This is a genomic window from Prevotella sp. oral taxon 317 str. F0108 (assembly GCF_000162415.1).
Lineage (GTDB): Bacteria > Bacteroidota > Bacteroidia > Bacteroidales > Bacteroidaceae > Prevotella > Prevotella conceptionensis.
In genome coordinates, this window is the sequence record NZ_GG740074.1 from 116,150 (window position 1) to 142,049 (window position 25,900).

Annotated in this window: 15 protein-coding genes and 1 pseudogene; 11 read left to right on the forward strand and 5 right to left on the reverse strand. The window is 48.5% G+C overall.

Annotated features, from left to right (window positions below):
• The first annotated feature begins 2,084 nt into the window (after positions 1 to 2,084).
• From HMPREF0670_RS17110 to HMPREF0670_RS09995, 9 genes and pseudogenes are all read left to right on the forward strand, one after another.
• On the forward strand, positions 2,085 to 2,561 hold the full coding sequence (locus HMPREF0670_RS17110) for a hypothetical protein (protein ID WP_009231032.1): 477 nt from the start codon (positions 2,085 to 2,087) through the stop codon (positions 2,559 to 2,561).
• A 24-nt stretch (positions 2,562 to 2,585) separates the two neighbouring features.
• Entirely contained in the window at positions 2,586 to 2,918 is a 333-nt protein-coding gene (locus HMPREF0670_RS09970) for a hypothetical protein (RefSeq protein WP_009231033.1), read from the forward strand.
• Positions 2,919 to 3,101: 183 nt separating this feature from the next.
• Positions 3,102 to 3,248 carry a hypothetical protein gene (locus HMPREF0670_RS15780; RefSeq protein ID WP_198009296.1) on the forward strand — a complete coding sequence of 49 codons (147 nt, stop codon included), beginning with the start codon at positions 3,102 to 3,104 and terminating at the stop codon, positions 3,246 to 3,248.
• Positions 3,249 to 3,541: 293 nt separating this feature from the next.
• Positions 3,542 to 4,414: a TIGR02281 family clan AA aspartic protease gene (locus tag HMPREF0670_RS15340; RefSeq protein WP_052296875.1), complete on the forward strand. Its 873-nt coding sequence runs from the start codon at positions 3,542 to 3,544 to the stop codon at positions 4,412 to 4,414.
• 97 nt (positions 4,415 to 4,511) lie between these two features.
• Positions 4,512 to 4,747 (forward strand): annotated as a pseudogene (locus tag HMPREF0670_RS15785) (IS982 family transposase); the annotation flags it as partial.
• A gap of 902 nt (positions 4,748 to 5,649) precedes the next feature.
• On the forward strand, positions 5,650 to 8,082 hold the full coding sequence (locus tag HMPREF0670_RS09980; protein ID WP_232213899.1) for a TonB-dependent receptor: 2,433 nt from the start codon (positions 5,650 to 5,652) through the stop codon (positions 8,080 to 8,082).
• 42 nt (positions 8,083 to 8,124) lie between these two features.
• On the forward strand, positions 8,125 to 9,579 hold the full coding sequence (locus HMPREF0670_RS09985; RefSeq protein ID WP_009231038.1) for a hypothetical protein: 1,455 nt from the start codon (positions 8,125 to 8,127) through the stop codon (positions 9,577 to 9,579).
• A gap of 156 nt (positions 9,580 to 9,735) precedes the next feature.
• Positions 9,736 to 11,118, forward strand: a complete 1,383-nt coding sequence (locus HMPREF0670_RS09990; RefSeq protein ID WP_044078196.1) for a hypothetical protein — start codon at positions 9,736 to 9,738, stop codon at positions 11,116 to 11,118.
• Between the two features lie 58 nt (positions 11,119 to 11,176).
• Positions 11,177 to 12,238: a DUF4876 domain-containing protein gene (locus HMPREF0670_RS09995; protein ID WP_044078197.1), complete on the forward strand. Its 1,062-nt coding sequence runs from the start codon at positions 11,177 to 11,179 to the stop codon at positions 12,236 to 12,238.
• 1,354 nt (positions 12,239 to 13,592) lie between these two features.
• On the opposite strand, the gene HMPREF0670_RS10000 is transcribed toward HMPREF0670_RS09995, so the two are convergent.
• A complete protein-coding gene (locus HMPREF0670_RS10000; RefSeq protein WP_044078114.1) occupies positions 13,593 to 14,015 on the reverse strand; it encodes a hypothetical protein in 423 nt (140 codons plus the stop codon).
• A gap of 303 nt (positions 14,016 to 14,318) precedes the next feature.
• Between HMPREF0670_RS10000 and HMPREF0670_RS10005 the strand changes: the two genes are divergently transcribed.
• Entirely contained in the window at positions 14,319 to 14,747 is a 429-nt protein-coding gene (locus HMPREF0670_RS10005) for a CidA/LrgA family protein (protein WP_009231041.1), read from the forward strand.
• Positions 14,748 to 14,810: 63 nt separating this feature from the next.
• Positions 14,811 to 15,509, forward strand: a complete 699-nt coding sequence (locus HMPREF0670_RS10010; RefSeq protein WP_009231042.1) for an LrgB family protein — start codon at positions 14,811 to 14,813, stop codon at positions 15,507 to 15,509.
• Positions 15,510 to 16,009: 500 nt separating this feature from the next.
• Here HMPREF0670_RS10010 and HMPREF0670_RS10015 read toward each other — a convergent pair whose 3' ends face one another.
• The 4 genes from HMPREF0670_RS10015 to HMPREF0670_RS10030 form a co-directional block, all read right to left on the reverse strand.
• Positions 16,010 to 17,461, reverse strand: coding sequence for a glycoside hydrolase family 10 protein (locus HMPREF0670_RS10015; protein ID WP_009231043.1), 1,452 nt, complete (start codon positions 17,459 to 17,461; stop codon positions 16,010 to 16,012).
• A 305-nt stretch (positions 17,462 to 17,766) separates the two neighbouring features.
• Positions 17,767 to 19,185: a DUF4623 domain-containing protein gene (locus HMPREF0670_RS10020; RefSeq protein ID WP_009231044.1), complete on the reverse strand. Its 1,419-nt coding sequence runs from the start codon at positions 19,183 to 19,185 to the stop codon at positions 17,767 to 17,769.
• Between the two features lie 390 nt (positions 19,186 to 19,575).
• Positions 19,576 to 21,441, reverse strand: coding sequence for a RagB/SusD family nutrient uptake outer membrane protein (locus HMPREF0670_RS10025; RefSeq protein WP_009231045.1), 1,866 nt, complete (start codon positions 21,439 to 21,441; stop codon positions 19,576 to 19,578).
• A gap of 12 nt (positions 21,442 to 21,453) precedes the next feature.
• Positions 21,454 to 24,990 carry a SusC/RagA family TonB-linked outer membrane protein gene (locus tag HMPREF0670_RS10030; protein WP_044078115.1) on the reverse strand — a complete coding sequence of 1,179 codons (3,537 nt, stop codon included), beginning with the start codon at positions 24,988 to 24,990 and terminating at the stop codon, positions 21,454 to 21,456.
• Between the last annotated feature and the right edge of the window lie 910 nt (positions 24,991 to 25,900).

Sequence of the window (25,900 nt, forward strand, 5' to 3'; positions counted from 1 at the left end):
TCCTAATGTGATACAACCTTTCAGCCATGTAGAACAAGATGCAAGGGCTTTGAACGGGGAAAAATGCATACCAAAACACATAGCATTGCTTTTCGAGGGATGGAGCCGTGTTGAATTTAAACTCCAATCAACTGTTATGGTTCGTGCAGATTTTGTTTGCTTGTTGAGCATATTGCCTGCCTCATTCTTAAAGGCATGACGGGGTGCGTGGAGAGGACAAGACCGACTAGATGCCCACAAGCAAACGAAAGAAGAACACGAAACGACGGGAGAAACCTAAACGATTGATAAGTGACCTGACGGCCGATTGGGTTTATCGCCAAACAGAACTGCTATTGGAAAATTGTTGTTAGAAGAATGTGAGATGTGCGTAGCATGGCATCAAGAAACCCTTACGCAAAGGAAAAAGGCAGCCATTTTATTTGCTTACAATGCTCAGCTGGCTTTCCAAATCCAATTTTGTTTAACGCTAAACACGTCCATAAATTGAATGGAGCTTGTTTCTTTATGCCACAAACACAATACCAACACGCCCCACGTGCAAGGCATAGCCAAACAGAATTGCTTTTGGAAATTTGTTGTTAGAAGGTTGCAAGATGTACGTAGCATGGATAAACAAGCCCCTACGCAGGCGAAAATGAACACTTTGGTTTGCTTACGGCATATTTTATGGTTTTCCAAGTACAACCCTGTTTGACCATAAATCCACTCACAAGCCTATCCACTCACAAGACTCAACAACTCCCGAACGCATCAACTCATCAACCAGCAAACACAAGAACTCATAAACTTAACAACCCACAACCTCATCTAACCCACCACCCCACCCTTCTTGTCAGCCCGTCAACTTGCCAACTCGGCAACCAACGAGCCCACCAACCCACCACTCTTGTCAACTCGCCAACTTGTCAACTCATCAACTTGTTAACTCGTCAACTATCAAACCCACCAACCCACCACTCTTGCAGACCCGTCAACTCGTTAACTCGTCAACCAACAAACCCACCAGTTCAAACCTTAAATTCACACTTTTTACTTTACAAATCCCATCAATTTTTCACGCCATTCTAGCGAAAATATTGGCTAAAAGGTAGGATAATTCCTACCATTTTCACCCTCTCACGCCCCTCACCTTGTCCATTTTTAAGAACAGCACCCGCATTTTGCACCATTTTGCCTTTCTAGTTTGGTTGGAAGACCGAATTTTTTCAACCCCAATTACACCCATTTTACCCCTAAAAACCCACTTTTCGACAGACATTTTGCCCCTATGAGCCATATATTTCATGGTTCAAGAAGGTTATATTCATACCATTCCAGCGGATATTTATGCTTTTCGTCTCGCATTTAGTGCCCTTTTACACTGCATTTAGCACCATTTCACCTTGCATTTTGCACCAAAACGCACTCCGTTTTGCACCAAAACGCACTGCATTTTGCACCAAAACACACTGCATTTAGCACCAAAACGCACCCCATTTAGCTGCAAATAGCCCCAAAATGGGTGTTAGTGGCGGTTAGTTTAAATAAAAATTCATTTTGCCTGCATGTACAACTAACCCCTTTTTACACCAAAACAAACCTCCGCGAGAATCGATTTTTTGCGACAAGGCGGGCGATTGATTACCAGAAAGGGCACTCATAATGTTAAATTTCTTACCAAAATCAAGACAAAATCAAGTGTGGCCCACACACGCACATCTGCAACGACACGGAAAACACATACACCTACTGCCGCCAACGCGAGCTGTTGCTGGGCATACATTAAAGGTCAAGACCACTTCATTGTTCTGCATCAATCCCTATATTTTTTGCTTAAATGTTTGAACAAAACAAGAATAATCGCTATATTTGCATCTGTAACATTAACCGACTTACTCAAACAATTTATCAACACCAAATGTTCTTTTGTATGACGAAACTTATACAGAAGTGCCGTGTCGCACAACAAGGTGGGCATTGAGGGACTCTACACCTATGGGCTGTCGCACAACCTGAAAGACGTTGGCCAGCTTGCGCAAATAAGGTACGCATATAGGGGAAGTGAAGATGAATTTTAACAACAGAAGAATGAGAGTTGCGCTATGAACAATAAATTAAAAATGATTTTGTTATCAACCCAAACGCTAATGCTTACGGGCTGCCCGATGATAGACAGCGAGAGTGTAAATATAAAAATCATTAATCGGAGTGATAAGGAAATCTCATTTCAACCCTATGAGTTTGCGTACCCTTTTTCGAAGAAAGATACGCTGCTGCAAAATCACATACCCGTCTGCGGGATAAAGGCCAAGGGGCATTATCTGTATTCTGCAACAACAAATTCGGATTGGAGGAGGGAGCTGTATGGAGGGAGGATTTTACAAATCCTTGTGATTGAAGATGGCGACCAATTCCTAAAATACTGGCCAAGTCATGAAGATACGTTACGAAAGTATGTGCCGGTGGTGCAACGCTATCATTTGACAATAAAAGATTTGGAACGATTGCACTGGACTGTTTCCTATCCGCCAACAGAGGACATGAAAGACGTTAACATGTGGCCACCCTATAAGAAATAAGTATTGACATAAACAAATATAGATATGAAGTTTTGTTGTTTCGCTTTTGAAATGTATTATACGTTAGAGAACCAATATTGCTACAATATCAGAAAGGTAAAGCTAACGTCTCCCCGCCTGACAGAATACGGCATGATGAAGTATTATAACATACCCTCCTTGCGTGGAACCAGACATAAGCGAGCGGACATTTGTTTCGTTATGACGATGGGCTATGATACATTTACATTTGACGCACCAACGGTGTTCATTTCGTTCTGCCCATTTTGTGGTGTGAATTTGTACGACTACTACAAGAGTGACGAATACGTGAATGAGATAGAAGGAGAAACCTTTAAGTTCTTTAAAGACCAATGAGGGGTGTAGTATTATGATGTAGCTAGTTTCTACTGCCATTGTGCAAGGCATAAAGACAAGCAGAGCGATGAGGTTGCGTTGGCATTTTAAGGGGAAACAAGCAAGAAAGAAGGGTTTTGGCGTATCGATGGATGCTCCAGCAGTTAACGGAAAGGATGGCAAGCCATTGCTTATCTGGTTCAGATGCAAAACAGTGTATACAGAACGGAGGAGGAGTTTTGGCGAGCAGTGAGGGATTTCTTCGAACGCATCACCGATGACAAAGAAGAGTTGGGGGCGTTTCTAACTCTCAATTTCCGATTGGTTAATTCCAAAACCATTTCGTTGTAACTATAAACTATCCATGCGAATCGTTTTTAGGACAGGAAAATTGGCCAAATTTCATAATTTGGCGCAACATGACGTAAGTTTTACAAAAAAATAATTGACACTACTGGAGAATTTTCTTACCTTTGCCATGACAAGGCAAGTGTCAACTTAAAAATAGATTTAGGTGAAAATAGTGACAATATCCTTTGCTCTTTAAATTAAGGTTAGGATTTGTCAATTTAAAATCGTTTTAATAAACAAGGCCTTAAGCCTTATTCCTGTATAGACCAATACAATATTGAACTTATTATCATATGATAAAAAGAATAATTGCAATCATAACTATATTGATTTTAGTAAATACCAATCTTATAGGCCAAACCGTTATCGAGATGGAGCCTTATGGTGGGGTGTATCGTATCCCGTGCACAGTCAATGGTGCAAGGATGAAATTTATTTTCGATACTGGAGCAAGTAATGTTTGTATTTCAAAAGCCATTGCTGAATATTTGTTAGATAATGGCTATCTAACAAAAGAGGATATCTATGGTGTCGGGCATAGCTCAGTCGCAGATGGTAGCATTGTGGACCATATTAAAATTCGGCTCAAGGATGTTGAGATTCAAGGTACTCATCTAAAGGATGTTGATGCGATTGTCATTGATGGACAAAACGCTCCACTTCTTATGGGGCAAAGTGCCATACAAAAACTTGGTATGATCGAGATTCATGGCAAAAAGTTGATTATAAATAATGGTACTCCGAGAAAAAGAAGTAGCCATATTACCAACAATCCGAGCGATTACAAGTATATTGATACTTATCTCAACAAAGAACATGTGTTGACAAATCTAAGACATAATGCCCAGAGCTATGTAAAATTTAAAAGATGGGATGAAAGCAAAGCAAGTGAGTTTTATTCAGCATTAGAAATTTTTATAAAGGCTATTGACGCGGGGCGTTTATCGTCTGATTTACAGGGAAATATCAATGATTCGGCTGGGCTAATAGATGATGGCACAGCAAACTGGAGAAACCAGTATGGAAGGGTTTTGACCGAAGAGGAATTTCAAAAATTAAGTAAAAGAGACAAGGCAAAATGCACAAAGAATTTCTATCCAAACAGGGAAGTCGCACTATATATTAATACTATCGTCAAGTCTATGTTTAGCCGTTCTCGGGATTAGGTTAAGTTGATAAGCATCAGGCTCATGCACGAATTGCGTTAATTTTGTTGCATACGCCGAGTAATAATATTCGTTGGTGGAATAAAATCAAATCAATAAATGTAGATTAAAAAATTGGGAACCGTCTTTCATTTCACTTGCCAAGGCAAGAAAGAGAATTGAAACGCTTTTCTCACAACTCACCGACCAATTCTCACCATAAGAAATTACGCCAAGATAACGAGTGGCTTGTACGCCAGAATCATTGCCAAAATTAGCGCACTAACCATTCCTCAGTATGTGAATTCCATTAACAACAAACCCATCGGCAGAATTAAGTATGCCCTAAATTAATTCCACTAACGGGTTAACGATACTATTACCGATGGCTTTAGAACTGGTTATGTTTACTTGGGCTGTAGCGATTGCAAAGTGCACAAGTCGATAATGATTGAAATTGTTAAGAAGGAATGTGAAAAGCAATAATTATGGAGTTGTCTTGACCTTGCCTTTCATCCTTTCATCTGAATAAGTGCGAGAGACATAAAATATCGCACAGAAAACAAGCATAATGAGCACCACATATCATAACCCCTTATCGGTTCATTAAACTGCTTGTCAATTATTCTTGTCTGTTTCCATCGCCTTCTGTTTGCCTTTCGACTTGGGCTTGAATGTCGACAGCCTCCCCCACGCTCCCCTTTACTTAGTACCCCGCAAGTAAAAGCCAAAAATATTTACCTACCATTCGGTATTGCGAAAGTTGTAATTTATTAAGACCTTTGCAAGGATTTTTCAATACAGTGCAATTCAACAGCTGTTAACGCAAAGGGAATATCAACACAAGCACCTATCGCCGTTCGAAGAGGACAACGGTTACTTTCGTTCCACCGCAAATTCAGGGATGGCAGTGAGAGTCTTTACGAACAGCACATGGTGCAAACTCCTTAATATCAATAAGGTGGTTTTCAGAAAAAGGCAGTGCCTAGTACAAACCCACATAAGGTTTTGGAGCGACATGTCAAAGCCACCTTGGCAACCGAACGACGAGCATCATCAGCCAGATAAGCAGGCAAAGGCACGCACGCGCCGCCCTGTTCTCGCTTTTGCAGGATAGCACCGCCACGTTCAAGGGTTGCCGTTTACAAGCCAAAACACATCTACTCAAAGAAACGGGGCAGGCCTTAGAACCCCCCATAACGAGGTTATACCACATTAACAGGGAAACTGTAACATTCCCTATATCAGGAACTAAAATGAAGAAAAACGAGAAAGACGAAAGGTTCACAGACACTTCCGCAAGCATAGCCGGGCATGCCACGCTATGCCTGGCACTGCTGTTGTGCTTAGGAGGAAGGCCACAAGGGGCATTTGGAAGTCCAAAGCCAGGTGCAGAGGTGCACGTCAACGCAGAAGAAACCACACAAACCGTGGTGGTGAAGAGCGAAAGTACAGGCGAACCCATTGCGGGAGCCGTGGTGAGATGCGACGCCGCCGCTGCACCCGCCGTAACAGACATTAACGGACTATGTCGACTGCAACTGAAAGGCAAGACCGAAAAGGTCAAGATAGAGGTATCGTCGGTGGGTTACAAACGCCTTACGCAAACCATTACGCCCACCCCTAAGCAAACGCTGACGCTGAAAATGGTCGACGATGCCAAGATGATTGGCAACGTGGAGGTGACGGCACAGAAACGACATACCACACAATTGCAACAAACGGCCACCATCGGCAGCGACGCTTTGGAGAAAGGTGGAGCCACATCGTTGGCCAAACTGCTGGAAACGGTGCCTGGCGTAAGCTCGATCAGCACCGGAAACACCATCGCCAAACCCGTAATTCAGGGCATGCACAGCAGTAGGATATTGCTGATGAACAACGGCGTGAGGCTGGAAAGCCAGAGTTGGGGCGCCGACCACGCACCCGAATTAGACTACACGGGGTCGAGCATGGTTGAAGTTGTGAAGGGAGCAGAATGCATACGCTATGGTTTCGGTGCCATGGGCGGCGTGGTATTGCTCAACGATGCACCGCTGCCTTGGGGCAACAAGCGGGTGACAACCAAGGGAAACGTGAACATGGGGTACGACACCAATGCCAAAGGGGCAAGCGGAAGTGCAACCGTAGAGGCGGGTTACGGCCCGTGGGGAGCGCGTGTGCACGGCATGTACACCAAAGGCGGCGACTATCGCACGGCCGACTACCGCCTGAACAACACGGGATACAACACCATCAGCCTGTCGGGCATGGTGGGGTTTGAGGGAAAACACATTACGGCCACACTCTTCTCCAGCATTTATTATCAGCGTAGCGGCATCTACTATGCCAGTAAAGTGAGCGACCTGGACCAGCTGGTGAAACGATTTGAGTATGGCCGGCCCGACCCACAGACCATCCAACCCTTCTCGTACGAGATAAAACCGCCCTTCCAACAGTCGCAGCATGTCACCCTGAAAGGCGAAGTGAAATGGCGACTCAACCCAAGCCATCAGATTGATTTCACCCTCTCGTTCCAAGAGAACCTCCGCCAGGAGTTTGAAAACCGCAAGAAAGCGCAGTGGAGCTGGATACCCGTGCAAGACCTCATCCTTAAAACCTACAAGGTAGACGTGCTTTGGCATGCCAAGTGGAAGCTGTGGAAGATGACCACCGACGCAGGCCTTTCCAACACTTACCAAACCAACTACAACTACCCAGGGACAAAACAGCCGGCCTTCGTGCCCAACTTCGCCGCCCTTTCGATGGGAGGCTACTTCCTGCACAAGGCCGAATGGGGACGGTTGCAAATGGCGTTGGGCATGCGTTACGACTTCCGCGTGATGTCGGTTAACGGCTACACCAGCCTGAGCAACTACACCTACTACGACGACTTTAAGCTTTACAGCAACTTCACGGCCAGCCTTGCAGGCCATTACCAGATAGACGACAACTGGGACGTAAGGGCAAACATCGGATGGTCGTGGCGTCCGCCAGACATCAATGAGCTTTATGCCATCGGCCTGCAAGAAGGCTCGTACTGGGTGGTGGGCAACAGACACCTGGCCAGCGAGCGTGGTTACAAGTCGGTAGTGGGTGCGCGATACCGCAACACATGGCTCAACGTAGAGCCCAGTTTCTTCTACCAACGCATCAACAGCTACATATACGACCACATCGGAACGGGCAAAAACCGCTTTCACAACCACCCCAGCGGCAAGTATCCCAAGTTTATTTACGACCAAGACGACGTGCGGCTCATGGGCGGCGACATTGAAGCCACAGCCAAACCCATCGAAGGCCTATCGCTCGTGGCAAAGGGCGAGTGGATGTTTGCGCGAAACATCACCCGCGACGACTGGCTGCCCTTCATGCCCTCAGACCGCTACGGGCTCTCGGCCACCTACACGCACGCCATAGACAAAAGCGGGAAATGGCGCGGAACGGTGTCGCTCTCGGGCATATACGTAACCAAACAAACACGGTTCGACCCCGACAAAGACCTTGTAAGCGACTCGCCCGCCCCCTACTTCCTGCTCAACGGCACGGCCGAAGTGGCCTTGCGCATGCCCCAACACCGCGAGCTGAAACTCATGCTCGTGGGCGACAACATCCTGAACAACCTTTATAAGGAGTACACCGACCGATTTAGGTACTACGCACACGAACGTGGAGCCAACTTCTCCATCAGGACACTCTTTAAATTTTAATTCCTAACGTTCTCCATATAACGCAACAAAAGCGACAACATCATGCAACGCATACACCTTAAAACAGCGGCAATGGCCATCGCCCTTTCGGCCCTTTCGGCAAGCTGCACCAACGAACAAGTGGACGATTTCTTCAAGAAAATCGTGCAAGCGCCCCCTTCGTCCATCGAACGCGACGTAAAGGGGCACGACCAAATATACAGCGTACACGCCATCCTGCGAATGGGATACAAGGGCGGACTTATCGGCGTGGGTCCCAATGGCGACGATTCCGTTAGGGTTTACAACACCTATCACGTGGCCGCCGACACCACCGTGATACCCATAACGCAAGAAATAGACATCGCCAAAGACGACAATGGCGAAATGACCGTCACCACGCAACGCCGCCAGTTCGACGTGGTGGCATCGCCAGACATCTATTATGGCCTGGAACTGAAATACTACGACCAAAACGGAATGCTCATCAACCACCAGTTTTCCACCTATCCCTTCACCAAAGACAAGGAAGGCGTAAGCGTTCCCGACGAGAACAGCTCCACCCTCATGATGCACCAACACTTCTTCGGCATAGGCAACACCACGCTAGGAGGTGAAACAAAAGAGACCGACAAGGCCGAAACGCCCGACCAACAGGGGCTGCAGCTGGCCTATCCGCGCTCGCTGGACGAACCCGCCACCTACATAGACCGCTACACTTTCAGGCAAAACGGCGGCCAACCTGTACCGGCCACCAAGTTTTCGGCCACAAATGTCTTCGCACCCAGCGGTTTCGAATACGGAAAGAACAACGTGCCATACAGCCCCGAGTTGGCTTGGAAAGCCATAGAACGCTCTGGAAAGCCCGAAGCCACACAACCCTACACGGCATCCGACGGTAAAACCTATAACCTATTTCGGGTGATGGACATGATGGAACTCAACAAAATAACGCCCGAAGTGTTCACCTACGAATATCGGGACACCGACCCCGTGGAGGAAGAACTGGGAAAACTCTTCGTAGACTCGTACAACGACGACTTCATCGACCCCGACACCGATGCCCCAAGACAACGCTATGGCGAAACCGTGGGGTTGCTCAGGCAGGCACGGAGCCTAGATGCAGGCGCACCACTCGATAGGCTGGGCTTCAAGGGCGTGCTGCAATTCAAGCAAGCCCACATCTGTTTCTCGCTTCAAGTGAAAATCTGCAACATCCTCAACAAAGGTCAGCAGCATGTGGGCGAGCCCGAAAAACCGGCCAAATACGTGAATACGGCCAACAGCGAGAATGGTTACCTGTGGGACTTCAACCAAATACAATCGGGCTGGGACAGTTTCGACATCGACTATCCCCTACCCGTGCGCGTCATCGCCGACGTGAAAGACGGTCAAGCCAAATGCGTTCAAGATGCCAAACGTTTCTATCCCTCGGCAGATGCGGCGCAACTATGGCTCCTCTTCACACAACCCGCCACCTTCTTCTACAAACACCGCAAAAGCGTGGTGGCGATGTAACGGGTGCACACACACCGCACAAACCTATCCAATGGGGCACACCCAGCAATTCAGAAAAGAAACAAAGACATGGATAAAACAAACCAACCAAGCAACGCCAATAAGGCAAATTCGCAAAGAAACGGTGCCGCATGGCGCGCGCGAACCATCGTCACAATGCTTGCAGTTGCCACAACGCTCGTCTTCACCTCCTGCGACGATTTCATCTTCGGCAACGTAAACATCAACTACAACGACAATCCGTTGGAGGCAAAACCCATACCGCACAGCGGAGCCGACAAGTATGTAGACAGCCTGAAGAAGATACGCACCACCCAACCTATGGCCAACCCCGACCCCAATGGGGCATTCGCCAACTGGGCTACGTGCCTGGCCATGTTCAAAGAAGGGCACTCGCACGGCGACGGTATGATGCACGGCAACTTTGTTTACCACAACGCACCGTGGCGACAAGAGCAGTTTGTCATCGTACACAACGGCACCGACAAATGGCCTAGCGTACAAGTGCAACGCCAAAGCACCGTTACCTACCTCGAACAATATGCGGGAAAACAAGGTCCCGACTATATCCGCATCATCGGCGGAAAGCTAAAACGTTGGGGGTTGTGCCTCTATTTCTTCGACAAGGAGGGCAAACTCATGAACGACGACATACTGAACCACTCGGACGAATACCAGATTTTCTTCACCGTAAGCGATGTCGACGACAAGGGAACCCCCTACGAAGTGACCGACTGCCGAGGCACGTGGCATCCCAACAAAAACAAGTTCGGCGAATGGAAAAAAGGTGGAACGGTAGACAACACGCCCGTTCCGTCGCCTTTCTTCGCCGACAAAACCACGTGGAAACAACGTGCCGACGCAACACCCAAAATATTCGAATACACCTATCGCGACACGTGGATACACGATGCAATGGGCGACGGCGCGCGAGAGCTGTTCAACCAAAGGCTGCTACCACCACTTACGCGCAAAGATGCCGACTGGGCCGTGGCCCCATACGACCAAGACCGCGTGGGACTTAAAGGCCATTTCAACTTCGACCTCGATGCCGACGAAAACGACAAGCTGCACAGCGAATGGCCGTTCGAGATAACCAAACGTACCGACCCCGCCACAGGAGAGGCCGGCAAATACACTCGCCCATCCTACTTGCTGCCCAAGTTCTACCTCTCGGTAAGGGTTATGAAATGCCCCAAGGGGAAGAAAGCGCTCATACCACGCGACGAATACCTCAAACGCCATTCCACTTACGAGTTCATCAGCAAGCTTATCTGCGCCGACTGGTTCAATCCCGACGAGCCTAAGGAATACGGTGCCGACTCGCAGTGGCAAGAGGTGATACGCTTCAACATACCCATCAAGGTTTATTGCAGTAGTTTCGACACCGACCCAACGGCCATCGACCCCAACGACCCCTTTTATTATTACCTGGGATTGGAAATAGGACTGTCGCCCGCCGATGCGCTGGAAGCATCGCAAAACCTGCAAACCCACGGCGTGGGAGGCGGCTCGGGATTTGGCAACTGGTTCCTCTAAACCAAGCATGCAAGCAGCCAACGCCGAACATCAACACAACATTAAAAGACAACACAACATGAAACAACTTGCAACACTCGTTTTACTGGCCCTACTCGCGGGCTGCGTACGAAACGAATTGCCCACCAAGCAATCCAACGCCAAAAGCAAGGTAGACCACCTTATCATCAAGGAGGTGTTCTACATTGGGCACTATTGGGTGCGCGACGTGAGCAAATGGGGATTCAAAAACACCAACAACAACTACAACGACGACCAATACATCGAGATATATAACCCCACAGACCAGGTGCAATACCTCGACAACATGGCCCTTTGCGCCCATGCCATCGACCCCACGAAGGTTATCACCTTCGCCCCGAAAGACGATTTCGTGAACCGATACTACGGCGTGAACGCCATCTCGTACTTCCCCGGCAGCGGACACGACCTGCCCATACAGCCCAAACAATCGATAATCGTGGCGAAATACGCCACAGACCATAAGGCGATGTTTGAGAAAGAACTCGAAGGCGAAGACCTCTCCTTGTACAAGGGGCTAGACGCTTTCTTAGACCTACGCAAAGCCAACTTCGAATGGACAAACGCCAATTACGACCACTCGGGAAAGAACAACCCCGACGTACCCGACTTGCAAGCCATCATGACACGTAAAGACAAAAGCGGCAACACCATACCTTCGTACGAGATGCAAGAAATATCCGAACACGGAGGATTGGCATTGGTGAGGCTGCCGTGGACGCCCGAAGACTTTGCGAAAAACTACAAGGACACCAAAGACAAGCGAGGATACCTGCACTACATCACCGTCACCAGTAGTGCCTTCGCCGACTTCGAGGCAATAGAAATCCCTTTCGAATACGTTGTAGACTGCATCACGATTTGCCCTAGAAGCCAATTCCAGATGCGCCCCAGCAAACTGGACAAGGGTTACAACGCCGTAACCGACGTACCTTTCGTCAGTCTCAAGAACAGCGACTATCCCACTTACTCGGGATTGGCCCTAACCCGACGATGGGATGGGAGGAAATTCGTTGACGACGACAACACCAAATCCGACTTTAAGGTGCAAGTGGCATCGCTCTCTAGAAAAGACGACAAGGGAAATCCCATCAAATAACTTTATCCGTTGGCGGTGCATCCGGATTTGTTCCGAATGCACCGCCAACCGTTTTTCGCATCAGGGCGGAACATTCTCCCCCGCATACACCTAAACAAAAGCAAAAGGTTAATTGCTTGAAACCGCTGCACCCCCTCGGCAAGGATTTTTTAGAACAAGAGCTTATTGATAACTCATGCCAGTTTTTTTTAGCATATAGGGCTTTTCAGAAATCTCCGCTTGTTTGTTTTCAATGTTATCTTGTGGAGAAATGGGAATAAGCGCATCTAACATTTAGGCTTTAACAAATTGTGGAATTTATCCTAGTTCTCCTAATTATTCTAACCCTTCGAGGGGAGCTAGTTCTTATAGCCATTCTACCCATCCTAGCCTTCCTGTTGTCCTAGCCTCAACTATCACACGCAACCATCTTGTTATCTTTGTGATACCAACACAAGGTAAACTCTCCGCACGTACACGATGTGCAGAACAAATCAACTAACGGGCTTTTAAACGTACGAAAGCCCAACAATTCCCTAATACATCAACTTACAAACAGAAAAACTCACAAACTTACAAAGAGGAAAACCCAAAAAGAGGAAAACTCAAAAAATCATCAACTCAGAAACTCACAAACACAAAAACTCATCAACTCATAAACTTGACAACTCACAAACATATAACCTTAAAAACCCACTTCTCAACTCGTCAATCCGCCCCTATTGTCAACTTTTCAGCACGAGTTTTAACATTATGAATACCCTTTCCATTCACCAATCGCCAACCTTGCCACAAAAAATCGATTCTCGCGAAGGTTTGTTTTGATGCAAAAAGGGGGTAGCTATACAAGCAGGCAAAATGAATTTTTATTTAAAGCAACCGCCATTTTCATCAGTTATTGGGCTGTTTGTTGCTAAATGTAGTGCGTTTTGGTGCTAAACGCAGTGTAATATGCCGCTAAACGCAGTGCGTTTTGGTGCTAAATGGAGTGCGTTTTGGTGCTAAACGCAAGGTAAAATGGTGCTAAATGCAGTGTAAAATGCCGCTAAACGCCATTCGAGAAGCATAAATATCCACCGCAATTGCATAAACAAAACCTTATCGAACCATGAAACACATAGCCGAAAAGGGCGAAATGGTGGTTAAAAAGTAGGATTTTAGGGTCTAAAAGTGGGTATTGGGGCCTGAAAAATTACGAGCCGTCAACCAAACTAGAAAGGCAAAATGGTGCAAAATGCAGGTTTTGTTCTTGAAAACAGACAAAGCAAGAGACGTGAAAAGCCAGAAATTGGGGCTATTTACCCGTTTTATGGCCAATATTTTCGCTAGAACGGGGTGAAAAATAGAGTGAGATTGTAAAACAAAAGATAACAATTTAAGCTTTTGAGTTAGAGAGTTGGTGAGTTGGCGAGCTAGCCTTTCTAGCTAACCAAGCCTTCCTAGTTATCCTTGCCTTTCTAGTTATCCTAGCCTTTCCAGTTAGCCTAGCCTTTCCAGTTATCCCAGTCTTTCTAGTTATCCTAGTCTTTCTAGTTATCCCAGTCTTTCTAGTTATCCTAGTCTTTCTAGTTATCCCAGTCTTTCCAGTTATCCCAGTCTTTCCAGTTATCCCAGTCTTTCCAGTTATCCTAGCCATTCCAGTTATCCTAGTCTTTCCAGTTTTCCTAGCCTTTCCAGTTATCCTAGTCTTTCCAGTTTTCCTAGCCTTTTCTGTTATCCTAGTCTTCCTAACTATCCTTGCCTTCCTAGTTATCCTTGCCTCAACTAGCCCATGCAGCCATCTTTTCCCCTTTTTCACTTTTAGGAGTTAAGGAGTTAGGGAATTAAGGAGTTAAGCCAAATGTACAGGTGGCGTTAGCCATCTTTTCACCCTTTCACCTTTTCACCTTTTCACTTTTAAAGGCGTTAGCCATTTTTCCACCTTTTCACCTTTTCACCTTTAAAGGCGTTAGCCATCTTTTCACCCTTTCACCTTTATAACCCTTTTCACCTTTATAACCTCCATTTCAAAAAAAAGCCTTACCTTTGCATCGTTATTAAGGATAAGGCCTGCCTTTGCAGGCCAGTGCAAACATAAATAAGCATTCGTTCATCGGCTATAATGGCTAAACAGTTTTTCGTTATTTTCGGATGTCTTGCCCTCGGCGAGGTTGTCGTTTGGGCGACAGGCATCAAGCTACCATCGAGCATCATTGGCATGCTGCTCCTCACCTTCTTTCTCAAAACCAAGATAGTAAAGCTAGAATGGGTAGAGAAACTCTCCCAGTTTCTGCTTGCAAACCTTGGTTTCTTCTTCGTGCCCCCTGGCGTGGCCATCATGCTCTATCTCGATGTTATCCAAAAAGAGCTGCTGCCCATTGCTATGGCCACCCTGCTAAGCACCATACTCGTATTGGTAGTAACGGGACACATGCACCAGTTCGTTGTGAAGGCCGAGCGGAAACTGCTGGCCATGCACATGCGCAGGCATAAGAGAAAGCAACAAGACCACACACAAGCCGTTGCGTCCACCAACGACGACGAAGTATAACCCCACAGTCACCAATCACTTATAGCGGGCCAACAGGCCCAACATCACATACCCCACACGCAAATGCAACAGCTTTTCTCCAACCAATACATCATCTTGGCCCTCACCTTTGCCGTATTCTACTATTTCCGCCGACTGCAATATCGCACGGGTTGGGTACTGCTTAACCCCATACTCATAGCCATCGTGCTGCTCATAGCCTATCTGAAACTAACGGGCGTATCGTTCGAAACATTCGAACAGAGCGGTCAGCTCATCGACTTTTGGCTCAAACCAGCCGTCGTGGCCTTGGGCGTGCCACTCTATTTACAGTTCGAGGCCATTAAGAAGTTATGGTTCCCCATCGTTCTGTCGCAGTTGGTGGGTTGTCTGGTGGGCATTGTCAGCGTAGTTGTGGTGGCCCAGCTTTTCGGTGCGTCTAATGTGGTTATCATCTCCATGGCCAGCAAATCGGTAACAACGCCCATCGCCATGGAAGTAACCCAAGCCCTTGGCGGCATCCCCTCGCTCACGGCGGCCGTAGTGGTAATAACAGGCATCTTGGGTGCCATACTGGGCTTTAAGGCTTTGGCCTTAGGCCACGTCAGCAGTCCCATTGCCAAGGGGCTGTCCATGGGAACGGCTTCGCATGCCGTAGGGGCATCCACGGCTATGGGCATCAGCAACAAGTATGGCGCCTTCGCATCACTGGGAATAACCCTCAACGGCATTTTCACCGCCCTGCTTACGCCTACCATACTTAGGATAATGGGGATTATATAGGGGTTGAGGTGTTAAGGAGTTAAAGGAGTTATGGAGTTATGGAGTTAAGCCAAATGCTTTGGTGACGTCAAGCTAATAGTACCAGTCCGACTTGTCTGACCTGTCCGACCTGTCCGACCTGTCCGAAAGCTAGAATGAACTAGGACTCTAGAAACCGCTTAGACACCTTTTAAAGGCGCAGCCATCTTTTCACCCTTTCACCCTTAAAAGCTAAACACCTTGTTTCCACTTGCTGAACACATCGTACCAATGGGTTAAATGCAATGCCTAGGCAAGTGAAAACAAGGTATTTGGCAAATGATAGCGGGTCGATAACCAACTGTTGTTGCTTAGTTTATTATCGGCCCACTTTACTAATGGTGTATTCTTCTTCCGAAAGCAGGAGCGAACATGCCGTTCGTAAACCCGAACGGTTTTAACGCCTTACGGCACTTATGCTTGTGCACGTGTGGCAAATGTGGAAAAACGATGCGGCTGTTCAGTGCGCTATTCCGCGGCCTTTACTTTACTTCAACGGTTGTTGAAGGCTGGCTTTCGGCATTGTCCTTTTTGCTTACGGCCGTAACAAAGTAAGTTCCAGTTTCGTTTAGCGTAACCTCTTGTTGGTATGTAACGGCTATTGTTGTGGCCTCTTTGCCCGCTCCGTTGCTGCGATATACCGCGAAATAGGCACCGTCTGCCCCATTCCATTGCAGCGTTTTGCCGTTGGCGCGCACGTTGGTGGGCGCAGAAGGCGGTGTGGCTTGCTGTTTCCCAAGGTACGGCAGCACGGCAGGATGCTTGTAAACGTCCTTAATCACCGAGAGAATGCCAACCGGATTGTTCAGCAAGTCTTTGGCACTGTAAAGCACGCTGCCCTTTACTTTGTGGAACTTTTGGGCAAAAGCGAACTGGTTAGCCAGTTCGGCGGAACTCTGATAGGCCGCTGCCTCGTCTGAACCAAAACGATAAGTGCCATATCCAACAAAAAGCGCATTGTTATATGTAAATTGCGACCACCAATGTAGGCGGTGGTTGAAACCAGACTCGGCACTACCCATGGGGAAATAGAGCTGTGGGATGATGGCTTCAGACCAACCCTCGCGCGACCATTTCAGCACATCGGCATACATGGTGTTGAAGTTGTAGTCGGGGTCTCCCGCCGGACTGATGGTGAAAGCCACCTCGGGGCGCGTAGCCTGTATAACATCGTGTATGCCCTTAACGGTTAAATCCACGTTGTTACGGCGGAAATCTTCTACCGTGATGGTGGGTTTTCCATCCTTATCTTTAGCTACATACTGCTCATATTCTTTCTCATCCTTGATGGTTTCGCCAGATGCGAGCGAGGGATAGAAGTAGTCGTCGATGTGCACGCCGTCCACATCGTATTTGGTGATGAGTTCTTTCACGATGTCGAAGATGCGTTGGCGCACCTCGGGCAAAGCGGGATTGTACATCCTAATCGTTTTATAGTCTACTGTCATGGCCTGGGGTATGCGACTGTCTAGCGCAGGGAATGCCGCTGCATCTGCCTTTTTTGTGGCTACGCGATAGGGGTTTAGCCATGCGTGGAAGGCTATTCCGCGCTTGTGGGCCTCGTCTATCATGAAGCGCAGCACGTCGTATCCCGGGTCTTTGTCTGCCTGACCCGTGAGATATTGGCACCACGGCTCGTAGGCCGACTTATAAAATGCGTCGGCCATGCCCCTTACCTGCACGAACACGGCATTGATGTTGTTTTGTTTAAAGAGGTCCATATAGGCGATATAGCTGGCCTTTTGGGCTTCGGCATCATACTCGCCCTGTGGCCAATCTAGTCCCCACACGGTGGCCATCCATACGCCACGCAATTCTTTCTTGGGCAGAATGGGTTGGTTGGAGAGGTCGGGCTGGTCGTTATTGTCGTCACGATGACAGGCCACAACCAACAATACGCACAGGGCTAGGGCTACTTTCTTCCACGTTTTCATAATTATGATGTTTTAAATGTTTCGCACACGCGGCTTTGAAAAATTACAGGAGTTAAGAGGTTATCACTCGCTTGGCTCGTTGGGAGCTAAGACTTTTTTGAGTTGGGAAGTTGATGAGTTGATGAATTGGGGAGTTGATGAGCCTGGGAGCTAATGAGTTTATAAGTTGAGGGGTTGGTGGGGTTGACGTGCTTTGTCGTCCATCCCGCAACAAGTCATTCGCCTAAACCTTTGTCACTTCAACTTTTCGATTCATTGTCTCAACAACTTATAACTCATAAGTCCACAAACTCACCAACGTCAGATTAATCATCCTTATCTTGCGCCATAGGCACTTCAACGATGACGAAACCCGATTCGCCTCGCGATGCGAAGAGATAAAGTTTGGCATCTTTACCTTGTGCATCGCGTTCGATATAGAAGTTGGTGCAAGGCGAGGGGGCACCGTTCCCAGCCCCACCTAAGATGAAGGAGTAAACGGGCTCGTGTTCGCTAGCAGCATCAAAGCGTTCGAGAGCCTCAGCCAAGTTGTTGCCTTTGCTGATGTCGAAGACATAGAGCGTGGGCGTGGCCTTGCTTGCGCTGCCGAAACCGGCGGAACAGGTGATGAGGTAGCGTTTGTTGTTGAACATGAATGCGCGGGCGGCAACGGCCTCTGCGGGCTGGTGCTCGGCTGAAAGACTGAACTTCTTTTCGGCAGCGTTGCCCGAAAGGGTGATGGGCATGGCCAAACCGCTATACAGATAGTCACCCGTATTTTCGTAACGATAGATGTTCATTGCCACCTTCATCTTCGGGTCGGCAGACAAAATGGTTGGCTCTGACACAGTCTTATGGTTTGAAACAGTGAGGCGAAGAATGTTCTGCGCCGTGTTTTCGCCAAAGAAGATGTGCCCATCGCCGTTCTTGTCGATGTTGAGCGACATGTTATCGCCATAGCGTTTGCCCGATTCGGGTATGTCTTGCACAGTGGAACTGAATATCACTTCGGGTTTCGATGTGGGCGTTTCCCAATAATAAATCTTCAAGGGCGAGGGCTTTCCGCCAGCAAGTGTTGCCATATAGATGTGCCCGTTGGCCAATGCGCCCATGTTGTAGGGGAACGTTCCGCCCGAAACATCGGTGAGGTCAAGCGGTATTCGGTTGATGTTACCCGCTTTGAGGTCGTCTACTTTCAGCAAGTGTGGCTTGTTGTCCGTACGTGTTACCACCAGCACATGCTGTCCATCGAAGTCGGCACAGCGTGTATATAATGTTTTAAAGTCTTCGTAACGATTGTCGCCAGCGAAACTATACACCTTAGCATCCTTAAAGTCGGCACCTATGGGCGGAATGCGTTTGCGCACAAACATGAAGTAGTCTTTGTACCTGTTGTGGTTAAGCACGCGTATGGTGAGTTTCTTTTGCTCGTCGTCGGGTGTCATCTTGCAGTCTATCTCGGTCTTGTCGAGTTGTGCACCGTCAGATAGTTTCGCTTCTAGTCGCAGTGCGGCGAAGTTGGTGAGCGTGTCTAGCTTGGGGAAGTTCACTTCTTTCTTATCTTCGTCAATTCTTCCTTCCACCACTTGGTCGCCCTTTTCGCCCGCGTTCATTATTTTAATGCCGAGCAAGTCGGTGTCGTAGGGCGCGTCCATGCTGTCGGGATAGTTGTCGCCACACGAAACAAATGCCGTCGCCATCATCATGGCAATGGCTGCCAGACCTATGTTCTTTATCTTGTACATGCCTTCTTTTGTTTAAAGTTTGTTGTTTGTTGAGGGGCTTTTTAAAGGAGTTATGGAGTTATGGAGTTATGGAGTTAAGCCAAATGCCTAGATGGCGTTAGCCATTTTTTCACCTTTTCACTTTTAGAAGTTAAGGAGTTAGGGAGCTAAGGAATTAAGCCAAATGCCTAGATGGCGTTAGCCATTTTTTCACCTTTACACCCTTTCACCTTTTCACTTTTAGGAGTTAAGTCAAATGCTTGTGAGCAGCGTAACTAATATCCTTTTTTCTCGTTAACTGAATCTCCTTGTTAACTCGGCAACTAAATTTCCTTGTCAACTCGTAAACTTATCAACTAAATCTCCTTGTTAACTCGTCAACCTCATTTCCTCTTCCCCTCGTCAACTAAATTAATATCCTTCGGGCCATCCCTTTGTTTGTGAGAGGTGATAGCCTCGTTCGGCGTATTTCCGAATGTCGTTGTAGCCGATGGGCGAGAGATAGGGGTTCACGTTGGGCAGGTTAAGGAAAGGAAGTCTGCCAATTGTCTCCTTGGGATAGAAGAAACCCTTCATGTCTTTGGCGTTCTTGCCATTGTAAGTAACGAGCTTGCCTGCCGCATTTTGTACACGATAGGCTCCCACAGTCTTTTCGTTTAGCACGCCGGGCAGTTCTGTTGGGAAGTTCACCCATGCGCCAAGAAGCAAGTCGGGGTTAGCATCGGTATCCATGTAGTTCAGCTTTTTCCATCGGCGCAAGTCGATAATGCGCGAGAACTCGAAAGCAAGTTCCATACGTCTTTCGCGTCTAATCTCCCACAACAGTTGTGGAACATCGGCATCTCGCTTGGGGTCGTTGTTCAGTTGGTCAAGTTTCATGGCTGCCGTTTGTTTTACGTGGCGTTGCATCGCCTCTGCATCGAGCGGCCTTTTGCGAATGGCGTTGACGGAGATGTCGATGTCGGCCTGTGTAACAGCCGCCTCGCCCAGCGTGGCTAGCTCGGCTTTTGCCTCAATCCAGTTAAGCAGCACTTCGGCGTAACGCATAACAGGATAGCCCGTAACGTTCTTGTCGCCCTGGAATTCGGGTGCAGGCGTACCTCCTTCGATGTTGAGGTAAGACAAGGCCGAACGTGGAATGAACTTCGTAACATATAGTCCGCAGCTTTTGGCATTCTCCGTTGGCTTGTAATAGAAGGTGGCTTCGAAACGCGGGTCGCGGGTCTTGATAAGACTGTCGAGCGTGAAATCCTTAGCGGCTGCCATTGTGGTGGAGTTCCAATCCTTACCATCGTTGCAGATAAACGCCTTGATCAGGTCGAGGTTGGGACCAAGGTCGGTGGGGTTGCTGGGCAGGCAATAGGATGCCACGCAGTGCGTAACGCCTTGTTCGGCATCGTATTTGCGATAGAGGATGCAGTCTTTCGAGTCGCTCAGGTTTGTAGAGCCGAAGAGCGAACGGAAGTCGGTAGCGATGCCATATTTGCCGCTGTCTATAATCATCTGTGCCGCCTCTGTGGCCAGTTTGAAACAAGCTTTGGCGCGTTCGTTGTCTTGATAATGGTATTTTTGCCAGCTCCCTTCGAACAAGGCCCACCTAGACACGAAGGCGGCCACCACGTAACGGTTTACGTTTTGTGCGCCATCGTTCAGGCGAACGTTCTGCATGGCGTACCTGAAATCGGAGAACACCGAGTCCATCACCTCGTTGCGTGGGGTGCGGTCTTTGTAAATTTCGTTCAGTTCGTCGCGATGTATCTCGTGGTTATAGTACGGCACGTCGCCGAACACGTTCACCAAGCGGGCATATTCCAATGCGTGGAAGAATCGTGCGATGCCCAACCAGTGGCGATATTGCTCGTCGGTGAGCTTGTCGGCCATCAGTTGCGCAATGCGGTCTTTCATCACATTGGCTTTCCTCACCCATGCAAAGTTCCATGTTGGCCCGCTGAATTGACTTTCCCAACCGAGCGACAACGTAGTGCTTCCCTTCGAACTGGGCACCGCTTTCGAGAACTGCGGCTGTGTTCCTTTCAGCACTACGTCGTCGTTAAAGTTGTAGTTGTTGTTCGGGGTGTATGCCGTAACCCCATACCCCACCCCATATCCGGGGAAGAAATTGGGATAAAAGGCATTGGCATAGAGCCTCACGTTGTTCTCGCTAACCCAATATTCAGGGTCTTCGGCCGAGGTAAGCGAGGGTCGGTCTAAGACGTCGTTGCACGCTGAGCAAACCAAAGTGCAAACGGCGATAAATGAAAATATTTTTAGTTTCATAGGGATTGCTTTTTAGAATGTGAGCTGTGCGCCAAACGAAAGCGACTTGAACACGGGCGTTCCCGTACCTGTTCGCCCGTTGTTGTAGTTTTGTTTAGAGGTGAACATCGAGTAACCGGAGATGGCTTCGGGGTCGATGGGCAGTCCGCGCAGGTTGTCGAAGGTGAAGAAGTTCTCCAACGAGAGATAGAGCCTTGCCCTTGTTAGGCCCACTTTGCTTATCCAATTCTGTTGGAACGAATATCCAAAGTTGATGTTCTTCACGCGGAGGTAGGCCATGTTGAGCAAGTACTTGCTCTGACGCTGCATGCTGAACCCCGTGCTATTGTTGCCTAGGTTCCATGCCCGCGGATAGAAGGCGTCTGTTCTGTCCTCTCGCCAGTAGTCGGTAGCGAAGGTCTTGGGGATTGCTCCTTCCTTGGCATTAAATCCGGGGATGGCCAACTGACCTTCTCCCCATATCTTACGCTTGCCAATGCCTTGGCAGAAGATGGAGAGATCAAATCCCTTATAGTCTACGCCGATGCGGAAACTATACTCGTAACGCGGCGTAGAGTTGCCTATCACGGCCAAATCGCCGTGGTCGCCGTTGGTTCCTGCACCTCCAGAGATGTATCCGTCGCCGTCAAGGTCTTTGAATTTCACGTCGCCCGGTGCAAAAACCAGCTTGTCGCCGTCTTCGTATTGCACTTGGTAAACGGGGTGGCGAGCCGTCTGCTTGTTGGTAGAGCGCAACGTACCTTTATATATAACGTTTGTGCGGACGATGTTCTTGCCGTCGGCATCGTATTCAAAGTCGTCCTTTTGGAAGAGTCTGTCGGTTACAAGGCCATAGATGTCGCCATAGCGGCGGCCTGTGGAGTATTGGTCGTAAACACTTCGCAGTTCCCACGGCTTTTGATAGTCGGCACCTTGAATAACGGTTGTGATGGCATCCGCCAGTGTGAAGTTGGCATTAACGCCCAGTCCGTTGGCGAAACGGTGATTGAAGTCTACAGAAACTTCCCAACCTTTGGTTTGCAAATGTCCGAAGTTTCCTTTTGGCGACGATGTTCCGAGGGTTACAGGCAGGTCGTCGCCGGGTACAATCATGTTTTTGGTGTCGCGCTTAAACCAATCGAACGTTACCCCAATCTTATTGTCGAGGAAACGCAGGTCTACACCAAGGTCAAGCGTTTCGATGCGTTGCCAGGTAATGTTCCTGTCTATTAAGGCGGGCGTTCCGAACAGCGGCACGCGCTTGTTGTTGCCGTCGAGCCACGTGCTAGAACCACTTTCCATCACGGCCCGATAGAGCGTGTTGGCCACAGACTGGTCGCCGATGCTACCCCACGATGCCCTGAACTTACCAAAGCTAAGCACTTTGATGATGGGTTGGGCCAAAGGTTCGTTGGTAAACACCCATCCGGCCGAGAACGAGGGGAAGGTTTGCCAGCGCAGATGCTTGGGGAACTTCGACGAACCGTCGCGCCTTACGTTGGCTTCTAGCAGATAACGGTCGGCGTAGGCATAGTTCAGGCGGCCGAAGAAGCCCAGTTGTGCCTCCCAATTGCGGTTTCCGTCGCCGTCATAGGTGCCTCCTGCCAAGTGGAACTGCGGGTTGGTTTGGTCGATAAGCCCGTTGCGCAGGGTTTCGTGTGAAGTCCATTTGCTGGTTACTTGGTTCATACCGGCCATGAATTTAAAGGCATGCTCTTTCTCTGCACCCAGCCTTAGGTTGTACGTGGTGTAGGCGTTGATGGTGTTGTTGTCTGTTGCCCTGCTGGACTGTTGCACATAGCTCGATGCCACATTCGAGTAATAGTCTGCAACGGGAAAACGATATGCAGGTTTTCCGCCTGTGTCTGTGCGGTTTCCGTTTTCGTCTACGTACACGGGATAACCGTTTTCAAGCCACTGAACGGGGTTGTACCACACTTGCCCTGCGCGGTATTGAATGGCCGACTCGTTCGTTTCCTGTGCGTTGTGGTCGTAAGTGTAATCCAGCTTAAAGTCCCAATTCTTGGTGATGTTTACGGTTACGCCGAGGTTGATGTTGAAATACTTGTTCTGTATGTTGTCGGTGTTAGCCGCACCCAGTTCGTAAGAGGGTTCGTGTAGCGGACTGCCATTGCTGGTTACGCCGATGGGGAACTGCGGGCTCCAACGGTAAAGGTAGAGCCAGGGGTCGGCAGATGTGGTTCCAACGCCGGGATAACGCTTGTTACGGTCGGAATAAAGCGAGCTCATGCGCACCGTAACCCACTGGTTAATCTCCGATTGCAGCGACAGCGTTGCATTGTAGCGGCGGAAGTCGTCTTTCTTTGCCGTGCGCGACATACCATCCTGGGTGAAGTAACCCAGCCCAATGTTATAAGAGGTGTTGCCCGACTTGCCGTTCACCGACAGGTTGTGCGTCATCGTTGGTGCCCAGTCGCGCACCATCGCTTTTACGCCATCGTAAAGGCGGTAGCCGTATTTCTCTCCGCCAATCACTTCCCAGTCGCGCCCATAAAGCACGGGGTCGTTCCATTTAACGCTGCCTCCGTATTTCTCTTGCCATTCGCGCATGCGCTTGATGCTTTCAGGACTTACGCGCCACATACCGCCGGCAGGCAGGGGCGCGCCGCGGTTTATTTGTGCATCGAGCGTGTATTGCAAGCCGTCGATGCCGCCCATCTCCAATTTCCTTGCGGTGCTTTGGAACGAGAAGTTGTTAGAGTAGTTCACCTCTAAGCGGTTGCTCTTGGCGCCGTTCTTCGTGGTGATGAGCACAACACCAAAGGCAGCCTTTGCACCGTAGATAGAGGCCGAGGCCGCATCTTTAAGCACCGATATGCTTTCTACATCGTTGGGGTTAACCACTTGTATGCTGGGTATCTCCACATTGTCGAGCAAGATGAGCGGCGCATTGCTGCCTTCGATGGAGCCAATCTGTCCGCGTATCTTGATAAGCGGGTCCGAACCCACCTCGCCAGTGGGTACGCGGATGTTCATGCCGGGCACAACGCCTTGCAGGCCGCGGCCGATGTCGGCAATGGGTCGGCTCGAAAGGTTTTTGTTAACGTCTACACTCGTTACCGCCCCCGTAAGGTTGGCTTTCTTTTGTGCGCCATATCCCACAACCACCACTTCGTTAAGTGCCTTGCTGTCTTCTTTCAGCACGATGTGCATGTTGGTTGTAGCCCTAAGCGTTTGGGGCAGGAAACCCACATACGACACCACGACTTGGGCGTTGGCAGAGGATAGGCGCAGTTCGAACTCGCCGTTTACGTTGGTTACATAGGCGTTGTTTGTGCCCTTTTCGGTAACACTTACGCCGATAAGCGGTTCGCCGTTGCTGTCTGTCACCACGCCCTTGGCCACCTTGCTTTGCTGTTGCAGGGCTATCGGGTTAGGCAAAAGGCCGTTGGCGGGCGTGCTGTTGGCAAGCGCCGCAGACGGCATGGCCCCAAGCGAGAGCGCGAGGGACAACATGAGCGTAGTTCGCATGGGTGCGGAACTAAGCGCAAGTCTTTTTCTTTGGAGTCCTTTGTGAAGGTTGTCCGATTGGGTAGATTTCTCGTTCATCTCATTTACATCTATTAAGATTCAACGTTTTTAGTTCTTTGTTGAGCGTGGCATCGCTGCCATTGCCGTCTCCTTTTTCTCGTCATTTGCTGTTTGTTCGCCAGCTAGTTGGGGTTGTATCAGTTGGCCGTTGTAGGCGAACAATACGTTCGGCAGGCTACATGGCCGTGTTTGCGAGTTAGGCGGACGAAGGCGACAGTTTAAGAATGTTTGGGCATCTGGTGCAGACCAAGGGCATTGCGCCGCGCTTGTTAAATGGTCTGATAGAGGGTGAAAGCGGCCTATTGTTAGGCTCCATCGCTTTGCGTATGGTGGTTCGTTGGTTGCGGTAAAGGCATTTGGGCGTTACGGTTTGGCCTTTTTGTCGGCATGCCGGTGCCTGCAACCACTTGTATAACGTGGTGTTGGCATTAACTACTGGTGTGCAGTAGGTTATTTGTTGCCATTGGGGATGTTGCTGTTTGGGTTGTATAGGTCATGTGTAGGATATTTTTGTATGATTGATACTTCTTAGAAAGGTTTTACAAATATAAGCTAAATATCAATAGGTTGGTTTGTTTTGATTGATTTTTAAGGCTTGTTTTCATATTGTTAATAGATTTTAATGTTTAAGACGGGTTAACTTCTAGTCTGCCTATCAATTGAGAGGCGTTTGTTGTCTTTGTGACACAAAACCAAGGCGAACAGAACCCGATTGTAAACCAGTATTGATAGGAGTATATTATCTTTTTGATGCAAAACCAAGGCGAACAGAACTCGATTGTAAACCAATATTGATAGGAGTATATTATCTTTATGATGCAAAACCAAGGCGAACAGAACTCGATTGTAAACCAGTATTGATAGGAGTATATTATCTTTGAGATGCAAAAACAAGACAGCCACTCCTCTCAGGTACGAAGTACTGAAC

Bases quoted from the DNA above. Each gene is read 5' to 3' on its own strand.
- HMPREF0670_RS17110 (WP_009231032.1), top strand. From the start codon at position 2,085: ATGAACAATAAATTAAAAATGATTTTGTTATCAACCCAAACGCTAATG.
- HMPREF0670_RS09970 (WP_009231033.1), top strand. From the start codon at position 2,586: ATGAAGTTTTGTTGTTTCGCTTTTGAAATGTATTATACGTTAGAGAAC.
- HMPREF0670_RS15780 (WP_198009296.1), top strand. From the start codon at position 3,102: ATGCAAAACAGTGTATACAGAACGGAGGAGGAGTTTTGGCGAGCAGTG.
- HMPREF0670_RS15340 (WP_052296875.1), top strand. From the start codon at position 3,542: ATGATAAAAAGAATAATTGCAATCATAACTATATTGATTTTAGTAAAT.
- HMPREF0670_RS09980 (WP_232213899.1), top strand. From the start codon at position 5,650: ATGAAGAAAAACGAGAAAGACGAAAGGTTCACAGACACTTCCGCAAGC.
- HMPREF0670_RS09985 (WP_009231038.1), top strand. From the start codon at position 8,125: ATGCAACGCATACACCTTAAAACAGCGGCAATGGCCATCGCCCTTTCG.
- HMPREF0670_RS09990 (WP_044078196.1), top strand. From the start codon at position 9,736: ATGCTTGCAGTTGCCACAACGCTCGTCTTCACCTCCTGCGACGATTTC.
- HMPREF0670_RS09995 (WP_044078197.1), top strand. From the start codon at position 11,177: ATGAAACAACTTGCAACACTCGTTTTACTGGCCCTACTCGCGGGCTGC.
- HMPREF0670_RS10005 (WP_009231041.1), top strand. From the start codon at position 14,319: ATGGCTAAACAGTTTTTCGTTATTTTCGGATGTCTTGCCCTCGGCGAG.
- HMPREF0670_RS10010 (WP_009231042.1), top strand. From the start codon at position 14,811: ATGCAACAGCTTTTCTCCAACCAATACATCATCTTGGCCCTCACCTTT.
- HMPREF0670_RS10015 (WP_009231043.1), bottom strand. From the start codon at position 17,461: ATGAAAACGTGGAAGAAAGTAGCCCTAGCCCTGTGCGTATTGTTGGTT.
- HMPREF0670_RS10020 (WP_009231044.1), bottom strand. From the start codon at position 19,185: ATGTACAAGATAAAGAACATAGGTCTGGCAGCCATTGCCATGATGATG.
- HMPREF0670_RS10025 (WP_009231045.1), bottom strand. From the start codon at position 21,441: ATGAAACTAAAAATATTTTCATTTATCGCCGTTTGCACTTTGGTTTGC.
- HMPREF0670_RS10030 (WP_044078115.1), bottom strand. From the start codon at position 24,990: ATGAACGAGAAATCTACCCAATCGGACAACCTTCACAAAGGACTCCAA.